General features: G+C 67.7%; 12 protein-coding genes and 1 riboswitch. Of the genes, 5 read left to right on the top strand and 7 right to left on the bottom strand.

Annotation, left to right across the window (positions count from 1 at the left end):
- Window positions 1–113: 113 nt before the first annotated feature.
- On the bottom strand, window positions 114–500 hold the full coding sequence (locus LG3211_RS07200; RefSeq protein ID WP_057942230.1) for a hypothetical protein: 387 nt from the start codon (window positions 498–500) through the stop codon (window positions 114–116).
- Window positions 501–946: 446 nt separating this feature from the next.
- Here LG3211_RS07200 and LG3211_RS07195 point away from each other — a divergent pair, with 446 nt between their 5' ends.
- Complete coding sequence (locus LG3211_RS07195; RefSeq protein WP_148648787.1) at window positions 947–2365, top strand: hypothetical protein; 1419 nt, start codon at window positions 947–949, stop codon at window positions 2363–2365.
- Window positions 2366–2810: 445 nt separating this feature from the next.
- On the opposite strand, the gene LG3211_RS07190 is transcribed toward LG3211_RS07195, so the two are convergent.
- From LG3211_RS07190 to LG3211_RS07175, 4 genes are read right to left on the bottom strand one after another with little or no spacing between them, the layout of a single operon-like run.
- Window positions 2811–3251 (bottom strand): hypothetical protein, encoded by a 441-nt coding sequence (locus LG3211_RS07190; RefSeq protein ID WP_057942229.1) that lies wholly within the window; start codon window positions 3249–3251, stop codon window positions 2811–2813.
- A gap of 32 nt (window positions 3252–3283) precedes the next feature.
- Window positions 3284–4768 (bottom strand): hypothetical protein, encoded by a 1485-nt coding sequence (locus LG3211_RS07185; protein ID WP_057942228.1) that lies wholly within the window; start codon window positions 4766–4768, stop codon window positions 3284–3286.
- Window positions 4769–4776: 8 nt separating this feature from the next.
- The gene (locus LG3211_RS07180) at window positions 4777–5550 is read right to left on the bottom strand and encodes a PP2C family serine/threonine-protein phosphatase (RefSeq protein WP_057942227.1); all 774 of its coding nucleotides are present in this window, start codon (window positions 5548–5550) and stop codon (window positions 4777–4779) included.
- Window positions 5551–5567: 17 nt separating this feature from the next.
- Window positions 5568–6251 carry a vWA domain-containing protein gene (locus LG3211_RS07175; RefSeq protein ID WP_057942226.1) on the bottom strand — a complete coding sequence of 228 codons (684 nt, stop codon included), beginning with the start codon at window positions 6249–6251 and terminating at the stop codon, window positions 5568–5570.
- 140 nt (window positions 6252–6391) lie between these two features.
- On the opposite strand from LG3211_RS07175, the gene LG3211_RS07170 reads away from it, so the two are divergent.
- The 3 genes from LG3211_RS07170 to LG3211_RS07160 all read left to right on the top strand — a co-directional run bounded on the left by LG3211_RS07170 (window position 6392) and on the right by LG3211_RS07160 (window position 11078).
- Window positions 6392–7516 (top strand): aromatic ring-hydroxylating oxygenase subunit alpha, encoded by a 1125-nt coding sequence (locus LG3211_RS07170; RefSeq protein ID WP_083512368.1) that lies wholly within the window; start codon window positions 6392–6394, stop codon window positions 7514–7516.
- 4 nt (window positions 7517–7520) lie between these two features.
- Entirely contained in the window at window positions 7521–8864 is a 1344-nt protein-coding gene (locus LG3211_RS07165) for an amino acid permease (RefSeq protein ID WP_083512367.1), read from the top strand.
- Between the two features lie 111 nt (window positions 8865–8975).
- Window positions 8976–11078 (top strand): phosphocholine-specific phospholipase C, encoded by a 2103-nt coding sequence (locus tag LG3211_RS07160; RefSeq protein WP_057942225.1) that lies wholly within the window; start codon window positions 8976–8978, stop codon window positions 11076–11078.
- 242 nt (window positions 11079–11320) lie between these two features.
- On the opposite strand, the gene LG3211_RS07155 is transcribed toward LG3211_RS07160, so the two are convergent.
- Together LG3211_RS07155 and LG3211_RS07150 are read right to left on the bottom strand one after the other, a co-directional pair.
- A complete protein-coding gene (locus tag LG3211_RS07155; protein ID WP_057942224.1) occupies window positions 11321–12583 on the bottom strand; it encodes a multidrug effflux MFS transporter in 1263 nt (420 codons plus the stop codon).
- Entirely contained in the window at window positions 12583–13038 is a 456-nt protein-coding gene (locus tag LG3211_RS07150) for a VOC family protein (protein WP_057942223.1), read from the bottom strand. The genes LG3211_RS07155 and LG3211_RS07150 overlap by 1 nt, the downstream gene beginning before the upstream one ends.
- Window positions 13039–13464: 426 nt before the next feature.
- A riboswitch (glycine riboswitch) is annotated at window positions 13465–13562 on the top strand.
- 205 nt (window positions 13563–13767) lie between these two features.
- On the opposite strand from LG3211_RS07150, the gene gcvP reads away from it, so the two are divergent.
- The gene (gcvP, locus tag LG3211_RS07145; protein ID WP_057942222.1) at window positions 13768–16629 is read left to right on the top strand and encodes an aminomethyl-transferring glycine dehydrogenase; all 2862 of its coding nucleotides are present in this window, start codon (window positions 13768–13770) and stop codon (window positions 16627–16629) included.
- Window positions 16630–16659 lie beyond the last annotated feature (30 nt).

Here is a 16659-nt window from a genome sequence, read left to right as displayed (position 1 = left end):
GCGCGGGCGGCGGCGGCGTGAAAACGCGCGGTCATGGCGACCGGCCAGGCACCGAATACGAGATCGGGCCGGCGCAAGGCCGACCCGACTCCAGCGCACTGCGCGGGCGCGGCTTACCTGATGCGGCAGAAGCTCGCGAACTGGTCGGCGGTGTAATAGCGCTGGGTGATCGGCTTGCCCTGGGAACCTTCCTGGACCAGATACACCAGTCCCTGCGGCGAGCCGAGCAGACGCGGCGCGGCGCGCCAGTACTTCGGCCCCAGCGCGCCGAGCTTGGGCAGCAGGCCCTGGGCGTTGTCGTAACCGCGGGCGTTGAGTTCGACCTTTTCGCAAGCCGTGGTCGGGTTGTCGGCGCGGGCGCAGTCGTTGAACGAGGCCACCATCTTCTGCACGCTCTTGGGCAGCTTGGAGACGCACTGCGGCGGGTCGCCCGCCATCGCGGGCAGTGCGGCGAGACTGATTACGGCGGACAGCATGCACTTCGCGAGCGTGGCGTTCATGGGTTTCTCCGGTTGGGTAAGGCGCGGGCCCCGGCGATTCCGGTCGGCTTGCGCACCACGGCATGGGCCGCCCGTACACCCTCGCCGCCCTGGTCATGGCGGCGCCTTACCGCAACCTTACGGTGGGCCGGCAGGCCGGGCCGCGCGCCGGCCGCTTCACTCAGCCTCACTTTCGCCCTGCTCAGGCTCACCACGAAACTGCGCGGGGCGTCGCGAAAGCGCCCGATCGCGCCTGTCCGAACCTGACGAAAGCGCACCCGGATTGCTCCAAGCCGTTGAATCGAAAGGCGATCGAACTCCGTAAGGTTGCCGTAAGGCGATCTGGGGATCGCGCACCCACCCTGCGCTCCACCCGGATCGCCGCGTGCCGCGTCCGGAGCCGAAGCGCCCAGGGCGCGCGGTACCCGGCACGCAACGCCGCTTCGCGGCGATGCAGGAGCCAGGCCATGTCCGAGTCCGAATTTCCCTTCACCGGCAGCGACGACACGCTGAATTCCCAGGACGACGTCGGCGCGCTCTCGCAATTCCGCCACGGCGCCCAGGACCGGCGGTTGCTGGAACTGGCGCGCCTGGACGCTGGCATCATCGCCGCCAACAGCGACTTCGACGACAAGCCCTGGGGGCTGCTGTACCGCGCGCTGATCGATTCGATCGGCCTGTCGCCGGACGACTTCCAGCTGACCTACCCCTCGACCCAGTGGGACTGGAGCCGCGCCCAGGCCGGCTTCATCCCCGCCGCCCAGTACGACTTCTGCGCGACCGCGCCGCAGTGGAGCGCGATCGGCGCCTATGTCTCCAGCGGCGACACCGTGCACCAGGCCTATCAGCAGTTCCTCAACGTGATCCCGGCGCAGACCGAATACCGCAGCCTGCGCCAGCACCTGCACGACGCCGACGACGCGCTGGTGGTGGCAACCAATCACTACACCCTGGCCACCACGTCGGCCGCCTCGGCCTACGCCAACCAGGTCGAAGACCATCCGCCGAGCTTCAGCGAATGGCTGGGCAGCCCGCGCGGGCGCAGCTACCAGAACCGCATCGTCGCCGCGCAGGTGACGATGAATCAGGCGCAGGCGCACTACAGCAACCTGATCGCCCAGTGCGAACAGCCCGAACTCGGCGACGCCCAGCGCCGCTGCGGCAACGAAGACTTCCACGTGCGCTACGCCGACCTCAACCTGATCCGTCTGCCCAAGGTGCCGGACTGGCAGATCGATCAGAACGCGGCCGACTGGGTGGCCAAGGTCGAAGCCGGGCAAGGCCCGGCCGGCGTCACCCTGGGTTTCAGCAATCGCGAAGCGCCGTACGATTTCGCCCAGACCTGGGCCGGACGCCGCGGCCGCATCCGCCAGTTGTTCTGGCAGGTGCGCATCAACGGCCGCTGGGAGCGCATCGACGAATTCGAATTCGACAACAAGCTGGAGCTGTCGCTGGATTTCCAGGCGGTGGACCGCATCGGCATCCGCCCGGGCGAATGGTTCGACGGCGAGTTCGCCCGCAGCATGATCGACGGCCCCTTCATGCCCGGCTACAGCCCGTTCGGCGGCGATTCGATCGAGACCCGCGGCCAGCCGGTGTTCGGCGAGAAAGGCTTCTTCGGTCTGATCAAGAACGGCATGTGCGTGGGCTACAAGCCTTCGTTCGTGATCCGCACCACCACCTCGACCTTCCGCCGCTTCGTCGATCCGTTCAAGGCCGCGACCGGATTGCGCGTGGGGCCTTTCACGTTCGAGGCCGAAGGCGGCAGCATCGCCGCGGGCTGGAAGGCCGATGCGGCGACGCAGACGTTCAGCGGCACTACGACTTCGCGGCGGCCGTTGATTATCGGGGCTACGGTTTCGGAGTTGCCTAATGCGTCGGTGTGATTGCGCCACCATCAGGTCGTCATTCCCGCGAACGCGGGAATCCAGGGCCTTTCGTGCGAGAACGTTTGAAGTCGCTGGATGTTCGGCTCCGCCGAAGTAAAGCGGAGCCCGCGAACGCGGGAATGACGAGTCTGTTTTACGACGGTGTAAAGCGACAGACAAAGGATCGAAGAATTGACCGCCCGGATCATCGCGTGCAGCCCAGCGGATGCGCGGTGATCCGAACGAAGGGCAGGCATCGTACAGCGACGATGCGTTGCGTATCGGCGGTCAGTCGGGGACGCGGCTTGCAGGAGCCGGTTCCGGCGATCCGGCCGATGCGCGTACGGCAGGGGGCCGGCGCGCATCGGCCGGGCATCGCGATTCAATGAGCGCGGCGATGGCCGAAGTCTTTTGCAGGAGGGGCTTCAGCCCCGATGCTCTTCGATCCGCAGTGCTGGATCTTTCAGCGCTGAAAGAAAAGCGTCGGGGCTGAAGCCCCTCCCACAAAAAGTTGCGCGCCAATATCCACGCGGCGAGGCTCGACCCGCTCGATCACCGCGTTCTCGCGCCCGCCGCGCTTCATCTCGATCCAGCGGTAATGCGCGATCAAGCCCACCATCAGCACCAGCGTGGCTATCGCGGTCATCACGCCCATGTCGAAATCGCGATCCTGGCGCGCGCGCCAGCCCACCGCGATCAGGCTCGGCACGCCGGCCAATACCAACCCGGCGCGGAACCAGCGCTCGGGCTGGGTGTGCAGCGGCGAAGACAACAGATAGCCCAGCACGTCCATCGCCCACATCGGCAGCGACATCAGCCAGCCGGTGATCGGCGCCATCACCAGCACGGTGAAAAAGGCCAGGATCGCCACCTTCAGCCACGGGAACAGGGTCGGCACGCGCATGCGCTGCCATCGCGATGGCGGCCCGCGCCAGCTCATCGATTGTTCAACCTGCGCGGCACCGCCACGACGAAGAAATAACAGCCGACGACGAAGGCCAGACCCAGAAACGTCATCAGGATCGCGTTCATCCATCCGTCGAACGGCGACTGCGGCGCGGCGCGCAAGGCCGCGTAATAGCCCTGGACGAACTGGGCGATGAAGGCGAACGCCAGCGGGAACAGCAGCGCCAGCACCACCCGCATGCGGCTGGAGAAGCGCGACATCCGGCCCGGCGCGCGCGCGACCGCCGGCGACGGCCTGGCCTGCGCTGCCTGCATCTGCGCCTGCATTTGTGCCTGCAACTGCAGCTGCGCTTGCAACTGCGCCTGCAATTGCGCGCGGGTGGGCCCGGTGCCGCGCGCGGCCGCGGCGCGGGTGGCCGCGGTCCAGATCGGCGGCAACGGCGACACCGTCTTCGGCCGCGGCACCGCGTTGCGCGCGGTGCGGGTCAGCAACTCCTGGCGCATGCACGAGGCGCAGGACTGGCCGGCGTAGTGCTGGTGTTCGCGATGCTTCGCGCACACCACGATCAGCCCGCGCGAGGGCTGCGCGTACGCGCGCAGCGCATCGCCCCACTCGGCCGAACTCGGCCGCGCCGCCGGCGTCTGACCGAAAGCGCGATCGAACAGGTCGCGCAACTGCACCGGCATCATCGCGTGCGCGCTGACCGGGTTGGGCTCCATCGCCGCATTGCCGCGGCGTCCGTAGGCGTAGCAGCGTTCGCGGATGCGACCGGGCACGTCGGTGGGCACGCGATCGTGCTTGGGCCGGCCGCTGTAGGGATGGATGCCGAAATTCAACAACTGGAAAATCACCACCGCCAGGGCGAACCGGTCCTGGGTTTCCTCGCCGGCTTCGGTCAGCGTGTGGACCTGGTATTCCGGCGCCAGATAATCGGGCGTGAACTGCGGCGCGTGAAAGCGCCGGCCCAGGCCCTGGATGCTGAAACCGTCGCAGTCGAGCAAGGCGATATACAGCGACGCGCGATAGAAGCGCAGGTTCACCGGCTTGAGATCGACCACGTAATGATGCTGCGCATGCAAGGCCGCCAGCACCGAGGCCAGATTCGCCGCCAGGGTGACCTTGTGGCCCAGGCCGACCGGCAGGCCGGCGGCGCGCGCCTGGCGCTCCTGCAGGACTTGCTCGACTTCCGAAGTCGAATCCACGTCCAGCGCCGGCATGGTGAAGCCGATAAAGCGGCCGCGCTCGTCGCGCACCACCGCGTCGGGCCAGGCGATCTGCACGTAGCGCTTGCCGCCTTCCAGCTGATCGGGCAGTTTCGGCCGCAGTTGCAGCATCGCCTCGACGCGATCGGTGTAGCTGGGCGGGTCCACCCGCGCGTGATAGATCTTGGCCACGCTGTCGGGATAGTCCGGTAGCAGGTAGACGCTGCCGGCACCGCCGCTCTTGATCAACGGCCCGAGCCGGCTGGGGCGCGGGCCGATCTGGATGCGGCTGCCGGTGCTGGGGCTGCTCATCGCCGCGCTCAGCTCCGCAATGCGATCAGCAGGGTCTTGTCGTCGGAGGTGATGCCGTGCGTGCGCGGGTCCTCGAGCGTGGCCAGCAGCGCGCGGCTGCCCTGGTCTTCGTCCACCGACGCCAGATAGCGCGCGACCGGTTCGAAGAACGGCTTGAACAGGCCGGCGTTGTTCTTCTGCATCGCGAACGGCATCGCGCCGTCGGACATCAGCGCCAGATGCGCGATCGGCGCCGGCACCGGCGACACGCGCAGATGCTCGCGCCAGGAGTCGCCGGTGACGAAGTAGGTTTCGTTCGCGTACTCGCCGTTGGACGGCAGCGACACCCACGCCGCGGCGCTGTCTTCGCCGTCGTCCGGCGTCGCCGGCTCGGCCACGGCGATGCCGTCGCCGATATGGAAGAACCAGCCGCGTCGGCCGTCGCCGGCATAGCCGACCAAGGTCGCGGCATAGCTCGACAGCGGCGCCTGCGCGGCCTGCGCGGTCTGGCTCAGCGCATCGCGCGCGAGCGTCACCGCATCGGCGGCGATGGCGAACCAGGCCTCGGCGTCGCCGCCCAGGCACTCGGGTTCGCGCTCGCAGCGATCGCCCAATGCGCGCGCGACGGTGTCGGCAAGCAGACGCGAACCTTCATCGCTGCGCGGCGCCGAGCCGGCGCCGTCGCAGACCACCGCGACCAGCACATCGCCGGCCGCATGGAACGCGAACGCGTCCTGGCAGGGAATGCCTTTGTCGATGTGGGAGGTTCCGGTCGCCGATGCGGCGTAAATTCGCCAGCTCATGCCTGCGACCCCGCCGCTCAGGTCGGTACCGCCGACCAGGTGTCGGTCGACGGCAGCTGCGCCTGGCCGCCGGGACGCGATTGCGACACCACCTGCATGCTCGCGCTGAGCCACAGGAACAGCTCGCGGAACTGCAGACCGTGCAGGCGCTTGACGCCGCCCGGCCCCTTGCTGCTGAACTGGCTCATGATCGCGTCGTCGGCGCCTTCGCCGACCGCGATCGGGAAGATCGCCACTTTGTTGGCGCGCTCCGCGTCGCAGGCGCGCTTGGCCGCCGCTTCCCAGGCATCGGTCGGCGTGCCGTCGGACATCAGGAACAGCCACGGCCGCGTGTAGGCGATGCCGGCGGCCTTGAAGCGCTGTTTTTCGTTCTCGACCTCGACCAGGGCCAGATCGATCGCGCGCCCGGTCGGGGTGGTGCCGTCGGCTTCGAGGTTGGGCGCGCTGAAATCCATCGCGTCGCACCAGTCGCCGACCACTTCGGCATGGTCGAAACCGCCGTAGCGCACGACCAGCACGCGCACGCGCTTGGCCGCGATCACATCGCCCTTGAGTTCGGTCTCCAACAGCTTGAGGCCTTCGTTCAACTGCTGGATCGGCGGCCCCATCATGCTGCCGGAGCAGTCCAGCACCAGGACCAGCGGGGTGCGCTGTTCGGTGTTGTCCACCAGGGCGACATCGGGGATGACGGGCTGATTCATGGCATTCCCTTGCGTTGGATATGCGCCGGAGTATAGCCACGACCGGGCCATGGGTGCGCGGGTCGCGGTGGCGCTCAGACCGCGCTCGCATCGCCGCCCCATGCTTTGCGCGCCGCGCCCGCGCGGCGGATACTGCGGCCATGACCGAGCCCGCCGCCAACGTCATCGCCGCCATCACGCCCGCACAGCCGGATCTCGCGCCGCAGCCGCTGAGCCACGCTACCGCCCTGCCCGCGCGCTACTACGTCGCCGCCGGCATGGCCGCGCTCGACCGCGAGGCGGTGTTCGATCGCGGCTGGCAGCTGATCGCCCACCTGTGCCAGCTGCGCGAGGCCGGCGACCACGTCGTCGCCGATTTCGCCGGCCTGCCGGTGATCGCGGTGCGCGGCGGCGATGGCGAGATCCGGGTCTTCCACAACGTCTGCCGCCATCGCGCCGGCCCGATCGCCAGCTGCGACGGCCTGGCCGCGCGTTCGCTGCGCTGCCGCTATCACGGCTGGACCTACGGCCTGGACGGAGTGCTGCGCTCGGCGCCGGAAATGAATCACGCGCCCGACTTCGATCCCAGCCAGGTGCGTCTGCCGCAGTTACAGGTGCGGGTATGGCAGGGGCTGGTGTTCGCCGCCTCCGCGGCCGCCACCCTGAACTTCGACGAATTCGTGGAAGGCATTGCGCAGCGCATCGGCGATGCGCGCGGTCTGGCCGATTACGGCCATCACCACCGGGTCGGTTACGACGTCGCCTGCAACTGGAAGGTCTACGTCGATAACTACCTGGAGGGTTATCACGTCCCGCATATCCATCCCGGCCTCAACCGGCTGCTGGACTACCGCAGCTACGTCACGCAAACCGCGCGCTGGTATTCCTACCAGTGGAGCCCGCTGGAAAGCGGCGACAGCCTGTACGGCAGCGGCGACGCGCTGTACTACTGGATGTGGCCCAACACCATGCTCAACATCCTGCCCGGGCGATTGCAGACCAATCGCATCGTGCCGGTCGGCGTGGACCGGTGCCGGGTCGAGTTCGATTTCTACTACACCGCGGACGATTCCGGCGAGGCGCGCGCGCGCCGCGAAGCCGATCTGGCCTTCAGCGACGAAGTGCAGCTGGAAGACCTGACCATCTGCGAAGACGTGCAGCGCGGCTTGAGCTCGGGCTCGTACGTGGCCGGACGCTTGAACCCGTTGCGCGAAAACGCCGTGCATCATTTCCAGGAACTGTTGCGCGAGGCCTATCGCGCCGCGTGCGTTCCGGGACAAGGCTGAAACGATGAGCGCCGGCGGCTCGGCAGAACCGTCGCCGGTGGAAAATCCTTTGTCCGATGCCGTGCAGCGCCGCCCCCTGGGACTGTGGGCGGCGATCGCGCTGGTGGTCGGCAACATGATCGGCAGCGGCGTGTTCCTGCTGCCCGCGGCCTTGGCGCCCTACGGCGGCGCCAGTCTGGTCGGCTGGGCCATCACCTTGTGCGGCGCGCTGCTGCTGGCCTTCACCTTCGCCCGCATGGCCATGCGCTGGCCGCAGAGCGGCGGCCCCTACACCTACGCGCATCGCGCCTTCGGCGACACGGTCGGATTCGTCATCGCCTGGAGTTACTGGATTTCGCTGTGGTGCGCCAACGCCGCCATCGCGGTCGCCTTCGCCGGCAGCATCGGCGCGCTGGTGCCGGCGCTGACCGCGACGCCGGCGCGCGCGGCCGCGTGCGCGCTGGCCGCGTTGTGGCTGTGCACCGCGATCAATCTGCTCGGCGTGCGCGAAGCCGGCCGCGTGCAGATCGTCACCACCGCCTTGAAGCTGCTGCCGTTGCTGTTGTTCGGCGCGGTCGCGCTGTGGTGGCTGGACGGCGCGCACGCGTTCCGCCCGTTCAATCCCAGCGGGCAATCGCTGCCGCAGGCCGCGCACGCGACCGCGGCCTTGACGCTATGGGCCCTGCTGGGCCTGGAAGCGGCCACGGTGCCGGCCGGTTCGATCCGCGATCCCGAACGCAACGTGCCGCGCGCGACCGTGTTCGGAACCTTGCTGGCCGGCATCGCCACCGTGCTGGCCTGCAGCGTGGTGGTCGGTCTGTTGCCGGCCGACAGCCTCAAGCAATCGCAATCGCCGATGGCCGACGCGGCCAGCATGTTATGGGGACCGGGCGCGGGCCTGGCGTTGGCGGCGGTGTCGGCGGTGTCGTGCCTGGGCGCGCTCAACGGCTGGACACTGCTGTCGGGGCAGTTACCGCTGGCGGCCGCGCGCGACCGGGTGTTCCCGGCGTTCTTCGCCCGCGTCGACCGTCGCGGCACGCCGTGGCTGGGCGTGTTGATCGGCAGCGCGCTGGCCTCGATCCTGGTGCTGGCGAATTTCAGCCGCTCGCTGGTGCAGGTGTTCGTGTTCTCGATCCTGCTGTCGACCGCGGCGACCTTGTTGCCTTATGTCGCCGGCAGCGCGGCCTGGCTGTGGCGCGGCGAAGGCCGCAGCCGCATCGTCGCCGCCTTCGCGCTGGCATTCAGCGTCTACGCGCTGGCCGGCATCGGCGCGGAGGCTTTGCTGTGGGGCGCGCTGCTGGTCGCGGCGGGTTTGCCTGTTCATCTGCTGCTGCGCTTGCGACAAAGATCGCAGGGTTCCGCGAGCTAGCGCACAAGTCCGCGCACGGGTCTACAAGCGGTAACCGCGATGCCATCTGCGCGCAGCACGCTGCGGCAGCGGTCGCCCGCCGCTCCCCCAGCCGCTTTTGCCCGGATATTTATGACCGACCAGCCCGACTCCCCGCGCGACACCCAGCGCCGCGATTTCCTGCGCGGCGCCGCCGGCGCCACCGCCGCCGGCGTGGCCCTGAACCTGTTCCCGCCCGCCATCCAGAAAGCGCTCGCGATCCCCGCCGCGCGCGTCACCGGCACCATCCGCGACGTCAAGCACGTGGTGATCCTGATGCAGGAGAACCGCTCGTTCGATCATTACTTCGGCGCGATGCGCGGCGTGCGCGGCTTCGGCGATCGCTTCCCGATTCCGCTGCCCAGCGGCAAGCCGGTGTGGCAGCAGGCCACCGCGCAAGGCCGCGAAATCCAGCCGTATCACATCGACACCAAGACCACGAGCGCGCAGCGCATCGGCGGCACCCCGCACACCTGGCCCGACGCGCAGGCGGCCTGGAACAACGGCCTGATGGACAAATGGCTGCCGGCCAAGACCGAACGCTCGCTCGGCCACTATCAACAAGCCGACATCCCGTTCCAGTACGCGCTCGCCAACGCCTTCACCCTGTGCGACGCCTACCACTGCTCGCAGCAGACCGGCACCAATCCCAATCGCCTGTTCCTGTGGACCGGCACCAACAACCCGGCCGCCGATCGCGGCGGCCCCGCCATCGTCAACACCTTCGACGATTCCGGCCCGGCCAGCGAAGGCTATTTCTGGACCACCTATCCCGAGCGCCTGGAACAGGCGGGCGTGAGCTGGAAGCTGTATCAGGACATGGACGACAACTTTTCCGACAACCCGCTGGAAGGTTTCCGCCAGTTCCGCGCCGCGCTGCCGGGTTCGGGTTTGGCGGAGAAAGCCCTGAAAACCTGGACCCTGGAAGATTTGGCCGCGGACGTGCGCAGCGGCCAGTTGCCGCAGGTGTCGTGGCTGGTCGCGCCGGCCAAGTACTCCGAGCATCCCGGCCCGTCGGCGCCGATCTGGGGCGCGGACTACACCGCGCGCGTGCTCGATGCGCTCACCGCCGATCCGGACGTTTGGGCGAGCACGGTGCTGATCGTCAACTTCGACGAGAACGACGGCTTCTTCGACCACATGCCGCCGCCGGCGCCGCCGTCGCTGGACGCGAACAATGCGCAGATCGGCGGCTCCACGGTCGATCTGCGCGGCGAACATCACACCGCGCGCAGCGGCCCTTCGCACGGCACCTCCAGCGATCCGGCGATCTACTACAACCGTCCCTACGGCCTGGGCCCGCGCGTGCCGATGTACGTGATCTCGCCGTGGAGCCGCGGCGGCTGGATCAACTCGCAGGTGTTCGATCACACCTCGGTGATCCGCTTCCTGGAAAAACGCTTCGGCGTGGTCGAGCCGAACATCAGCGCGTGGCGCCGCGCGGTCTGCGGCGATCTCACCACCGCGTTCAACTTCTTCGATCCCAATCACGAACCGATCCCGAGCCTGCCCGACACCAGCGACGCCGATCGCATCGTCGCCGAACAAAGCCGCCTGCCCGCGCCGAAGCCGCCGGCGGTATCCGGCGCGCCGCAGCAGGAGCGCGGAATCAAGCCTTCGCGCGCATTGCCGTACGACTTGCACGTCGGCGAGCGCGTGGACCGCGACAACCGCCGCCTGCGCCTGAGCTTCGCCAACAGCGGCCGGGTCGCGGTGGTGTTCCATGTTTACGACTTGCTCGATCCCAATGCGATCCCGCGCCGCTACACGGTCGAGCCGGGCAAGTCGCTGCACGGCGAGTGGTCGCTCAAGACCCACGGCGCCCGCGCCTACGCTTTGAAGGTGTTCGCGCCGAACGGTTTCTACCGCGAATTCCGCGGCTCATTGCATGGCGTCAACCCGAGCGTGACTACCGTGCCCGACCTGCGCCTGCGCCGTCGCAAGCTGATCCTGGCGTTGCGCAACCCGCATCGCAAGCCGCTGCGGCTGGATATTACGGATCAGTACGGCTTGTACGAATCGCGCCTGGAGCGGCTGGGTGCCGGCGCGTTGCGTTATCGCGCGATCAAGCTGGACGAAAGCCAGCAGTGGTACGACTTCGTGCTGACCGATGCGAACGATCCAGAGTATTACCGCCGGGTAGCGGGGCGCTTGGAGACCGGTGAGCATGGCATCACCGATCCGGGATTGATCTGATCCTCCCCACCCCGTCGCCCCCCCCCAAGCTGTTCCCCCCTTTGAAAAAGGGGGGTTAGGGGGGGATTCGCTTTTGCTCTTCCTTCGCTCCCAGCGCAAAGCAAAAAGCAAATAGCAAATCCCCCGCGCGGCCGATCCACCTCGCACTTCGTACGACGCAGCGCGCCGCCCCCTTTTTCAAAGGAGGCAAATTTCTTCGCCTGCAGTGGGGCGAATTTCCTCGCGCCACATCAGACAACCTCTTAAATCGAATCCTGCGGCTCCACCACCACCGCATCCTCCGGAATACGCGCGCAGGCCGCCTTGGACACCCAAGCCTCCCGACGCCAGAATCCCCAGGCCACCGCGGTCAACACCGAAGCGGCGATCGCCAGATGCAACACGCTGTCGCTGAGCAAAGGCGAGATCGCCCCGGCCATCAGCGCATTGACCACCAACCCGGCGAAGGCCTGCAGCGACGAGGCCGAGCCACGCTGGTGCGGGTACATGTCCAGGATCGACAGAGTCACGATCGGGAACACCAGGGCGATGCCGAACGCGCCGATGCACATCGGGATCACCGCCCACGGCACCTGCGGCGTATCGGTCCACAGGTTGTAGCCCAGGTTGATCGCCAGCGCGAGCGCGCAGAAACCGAAGCCGAAGTTGACCAGGCGGTCGCCGCTGATCTTGCCGGCCGCGCGCCCGGATACGAACGAGCCCAGCACCATGCCGCCGATGGTCGGCACGAAGAACCACGCCAGCGACTCCACCTTGAGCAGGTCGTATACGAACGCCGGCGCCGAGGCGATGTACAGGAACAATGCGCCGAAATTGAAGGCGCCGACCGCGGTCAGGCGCTGGAACCGCGGATTGAGGAAGATCGCGACATAGTCGCGCAACAGACGCTTGGGCTTGAGCGCCAGCCGCGCCTGCGGCGGATGGGTTTCCGGCAGAAGAAAGATCACCGAGGCCAGCAGCAGCACCGAGAAGGCGACCAGGAACCAGAAGATCGCCGGCCAATGCGCCCGGCCCAGAATCCATTCGCCGATGATCGGCGCGATCGCCGGAGCGATGCCGAACACCATCATCACCTGGCTCATCAACCGTTGCGCATCGTCGCCGTGCAGCAGGTCGCGGATCACCGCGCGGCCGACGATCAGGCCGACACCCGCCGAAAGCCCCTGGATCGCGCGACAAAAAAGCAAAGTAGGCAGATCCGTGGACAAGGCGCAAGCCGCCGACGCCAGGGTGAACACCGTCAATCCGCCGATGATCACCTTGCGCCGCCCGATCGCATCCGACAGCGGCCCGTGCACGATGCTCATCAGCGCATACGCGGCCAGATAGACGCTGATGGTCTGCTGCATCTGCAGCTTGTCGGCGTTCAACTCGGTGCCCATTACCGCGAACGCCGGGAAGATGGTGTCGATCGAGAACGGCCCGAACATGGCCAGGCCGCCGAGCAACAAGGTCAGCCGGCGCAGCGACGGGGCTTTTACGGAGGTTCCGGCGTCGGGGCTCATCAGGTCGCTGCGTTGGGGGCGTGGGTGTCGATCGGCACCTGGTCCGGCGGCCCCTTGAGTTCGACCAGATTGCCTTCCGGATCGAACAAATACTGCGACGGGCCTTCGCCCTCGGCGCCGTAGCGCGAGCCGAAGTCGCCGATGCGCACGCCGTGGGCCTGCAAATGCTCGACGATGGCGTCGCGATCGAAAGGTTCGGCGCGCAGGCACAGATGATCCATGTTGCGCGCCTGCTCGCCGGGCGCGGCTCCGCCCATGCGGCCGATCTTGCCTTCGACATCGACCAGGTCGATCAGCGAGGAACCGGCGCGCAACTGCACCAGGCCGATGGCGTCCTGGCGCCGCTCGACGCTGCAGCCCAGGACGTCGCAATAGAAGGCGATCATCGCCGCGGTGTCGCGCACGCGCAGCACCACGTGGTCGAGTTGCAATAGCTGGAACGGCCGGGCGCTCATGCGGGCATCCGTTGTGGGCTGAGGGGGCCGACAGCATAACGCCGCGGGCATGCGCGATCGGGTTGCGAAGTTGTTTCTATGTGTCGGTTGTCGCCAGTCGCGCGGCTGCCGGGCTGCAGGCACAACGCAAGTCACGGCCGAGTCCACGTCGCTACAAAGCCGTCATTCCCGCGAACGCGGGAATCCAGCGACTTTGACGTCCGCACATGTGAGGTTGGGGCTACCCCGGCCGAAAGACACTGGATTCCCGCGTTCGCGGGAATGACGGGCTTGAGGTGGGCTGCGCTCGGACTTGGCGGGCTGCTCGCGGACTTGGCAGGGCCGTTTCAGGCCCTCCCCAACCCGACCGCCGCTAACCCTTCCCATCACCTGAACAGCCCCACCCCGTCCCCTCCCGCCCCATCAACCGCTATAATCCCGGGCTTGAAACACCCGGTGGGAGAAGCGGCCCGGCCCTCAAGCCAGAGCCCGCTGCCGAAGGCGCAACGCCCGTAATCGCTCAGGCCCCATACCGCCGCGTGTACAAAACTCTGGAGAGACCGACCGCCCAGGCAACAACCGGACGGAACCGGCGCCGAAGGGGCACGAAGCGAGCGCGGACAGGTGCGGCCCCACGGCCCTCCCCTCCCCAGGCTGCCTGACCGCAGCACGCTTCCAAACTCTCAGGCAAAAGGACAGAGGGGCGCCTCGCGTGCGGCACCGCACGTTGCCTTAGGACGCCCCCTGCCCATGACGAACGTATCCCTGCGCGCTCTCGAGCACCACGACGCTTTCATCGAGCGCCACATCGGCCCCAACGACGCCGAGATCGGCCACATGCTGGGCAAGGTCGGCTACGACTCGCTCGAAGCGCTGACCGACGCCATCGTCCCCGGTTCGATCAAATCGACCCAGCCGCTGGCCCTGCCGGCGGCGATCAGCGAAGTCGAAGCGCTCGCCAAGATCCGCGCCATCGCCACCCGGAACCAGGTGTTCCGCAGCTTCATCGGCCGCGGCTACTACGGCACCCACACCCCGAACGTCATCCTGCGCAACATCCTGGAGAACCCGGCGTGGTACACGGCCTACACGCCGTACCAGGCGGAAATCTCGCAGGGCCGCATGGAAGCGCTGATCAACTTCCAGACCATGATCGCCGACCTGACCGGGATGGAGATCGCCAACGCCTCGCTGCTGGACGAAGGCACCGCCGCGGCCGAAGCGATGACCCTGGCCAAGCGTTCGGCCAAGTCGAAGTCCAACACCTTCTTCGTCTCCAAGAACATCCATCCGCAGACCCTGGAAGTGCTGCGCACGCGCGCCGAGCCGCTCGACATCGAGCTGCACATCGGCGACGACGCCGACGCGCTCAAGGTCGAAGCCTACGGCGTGCTGCTGCAATACCCGGACACCTTCGGCGGCGTGCACGACTACCAGGCCGTGTCCGACGCGGTGCACGCGCGCGGCGGCATCGTCGCGATCGCCAGCGATCTGCTCGCGCTGACCCTGCTCAAGGCGCCGGGCGAATTCGGCGCCGACATCGTGGTCGGCAACACCCAGCGCTTCGGCGTGCCGTTCGGCTTCGGCGGCCCGCACGCCGGCTTCATGGCCTGCCGCGATGCGTACAAGCGCTCGATGCCGGGCCGCCTGATCGGCGTGTCGGTCGACACCGACGGCAAGCCAGCCTACCGCCTGACCCTGCAGACCCGCGAGCAGCACATCCGCCGCGAGAAGGCCACCTCCAACATCTGCACCGCGCAGGTGCTGCTGGCGGTCATGGCCAGCATGTACGCGGTCTACCACGGCCCCGACGGCCTGACCCGCATCGCCCGCCGCATCCACCGCCAGGCCGCGATCCTCGCCGCCGCGCTGCGCAAGGCCGGCGTGCAAGTCGCGAACGGTTTCTTCGACACCCTGCACATCAGCGGCGTCGATGCCAAGGCGATCCACGCCAAGGCCAGCGCCGCCTCGATCAACCTGCGCGCGATCGACGCGGGCAGCGTCGGCCTGAGCCTGGACGAAACCGTCAACCGCGACGATCTGACCGCGCTGGCCGGCCTGTTCGGCGCCACGCTCGACATCGACGCGCTCGACGCCTCCACCGCCGATGCCATTCCGGCGTCGCTGGTGCGCAAGTCCTCGTTCCTGCAGCACCCGGTGTTCAACACCCACCACAGCGAACACGAACTGCTGCGCTACATGCGCTCGCTGGCCGACAAAGATCTGGCGATGGACCGCACGATGATCCCGCTGGGCTCGTGCACGATGAAACTCAACGCCACCGCCGAGATGATCCCGGTGACCTGGCCGGAGTTCGGCAACATCCATCCGCTCGCCCCGGCCGAACAGACCACCGGCTACAAGCAGCTGATCGATGAGCTCGAAGCGATGCTGGTGGAATGCACCGGCTACGACGCGGTCAGCCTGCAGCCCAACTCCGGCGCGCAGGGCGAATACGCCGGCCTGCTGGCGATCCGCGCCTATCACCGCTCGCGCGGCGAGGGCCATCGCGACATCTGCCTGATCCCCGATTCGGCGCACGGCACCAACCCGGCCTCGGCGCAGATGTGCGGCATGACCGTGGTCGTGACCAAGACCGACAGCAACGGCAACGTCGATGTCGAAGACATCCGCCGCAACGCCGAGAAGTACAGCGACCGCCTGGCCGCGATCATGATGACCTACCCGTCCACGCACGGCGTGTTCGAGGAAGAGGTGGTCGAGATCTGCGAGATCATCCACAAGCACGGCGGTCAGGTGTACACCGACGGCGCCAACATGAACGCCCTGGTCGGCGTGGCCAAGCCCGGCAAGTGGGGCTCGGACGTGTCGCACCTCAACCTGCACAAGACCTTCTGCATTCCGCACGGCGGCGGCGGCCCGGGCGTCGGCCCGTGCGCGGTGAAGTCGCACCTCGCGCCGTTCCTGCCCAACACGGTGGATGGCGAAGGCGTGGTCGGCATGGTCAGCGCGGCGAGCTTCGGCTCTGCCAGCATCCTGCCGATCTCGTGGATGTACATCACCCTGATGGGCACCGCGGGCCTGCGCAAGGCCACCCAGGTCGCGCTGCTCAACGCCAACTACATCGCCACGCGCCTGGCGCCGCATTACGAGACGCTGTACACCGGCCGCAACGGACTGGTCGCGCACGAGTGCATCCTCGACCTGCGCCCGATCAAGGACGCCACCGGCATCAGCGCCGAGGACGTCGCCAAGCGCCTGATCGACTTCGGCTTCCACGCCCCGACCCTGAGCTTCCCGGTCGCCGGCACCTTGATGGTCGAGCCGACCGAGAGCGAATCGCAGCACGAACTGGACCGCTTCATCGACGCGATGATCCAGATCCGCGACGAAATCCGCGCGGTCGAAGACGGCCGCCTGGACCGCGAGGACAACCCGCTCAAGCACGCCCCGCACACCGCCACGCAAGTCACCGCGAGCGAGTGGGCCCACGCCTACCCGCGCGAACTGGCCGCGTTCCCGCTGCCGTCGCTGAAGCTGCAGAAGTACTGGCCGCCGGTATCGCGCGTGGACAACGTCTACGGCGACAAGAACGTCATGTGCGCGTGCATTCCGATCGATGCGTACAGGGAAGAGGAGGCCGAGGCGTAAGCCCGGCGGACAGGTTCGAATAGACAAAGG

This window comes from Lysobacter gummosus (genome assembly GCF_001442805.1).
Taxonomy (GTDB): Bacteria; Pseudomonadota; Gammaproteobacteria; order Xanthomonadales; family Xanthomonadaceae; genus Lysobacter; species Lysobacter gummosus.
This window is presented reverse-complemented; position numbering and strand designations above follow the sequence as displayed.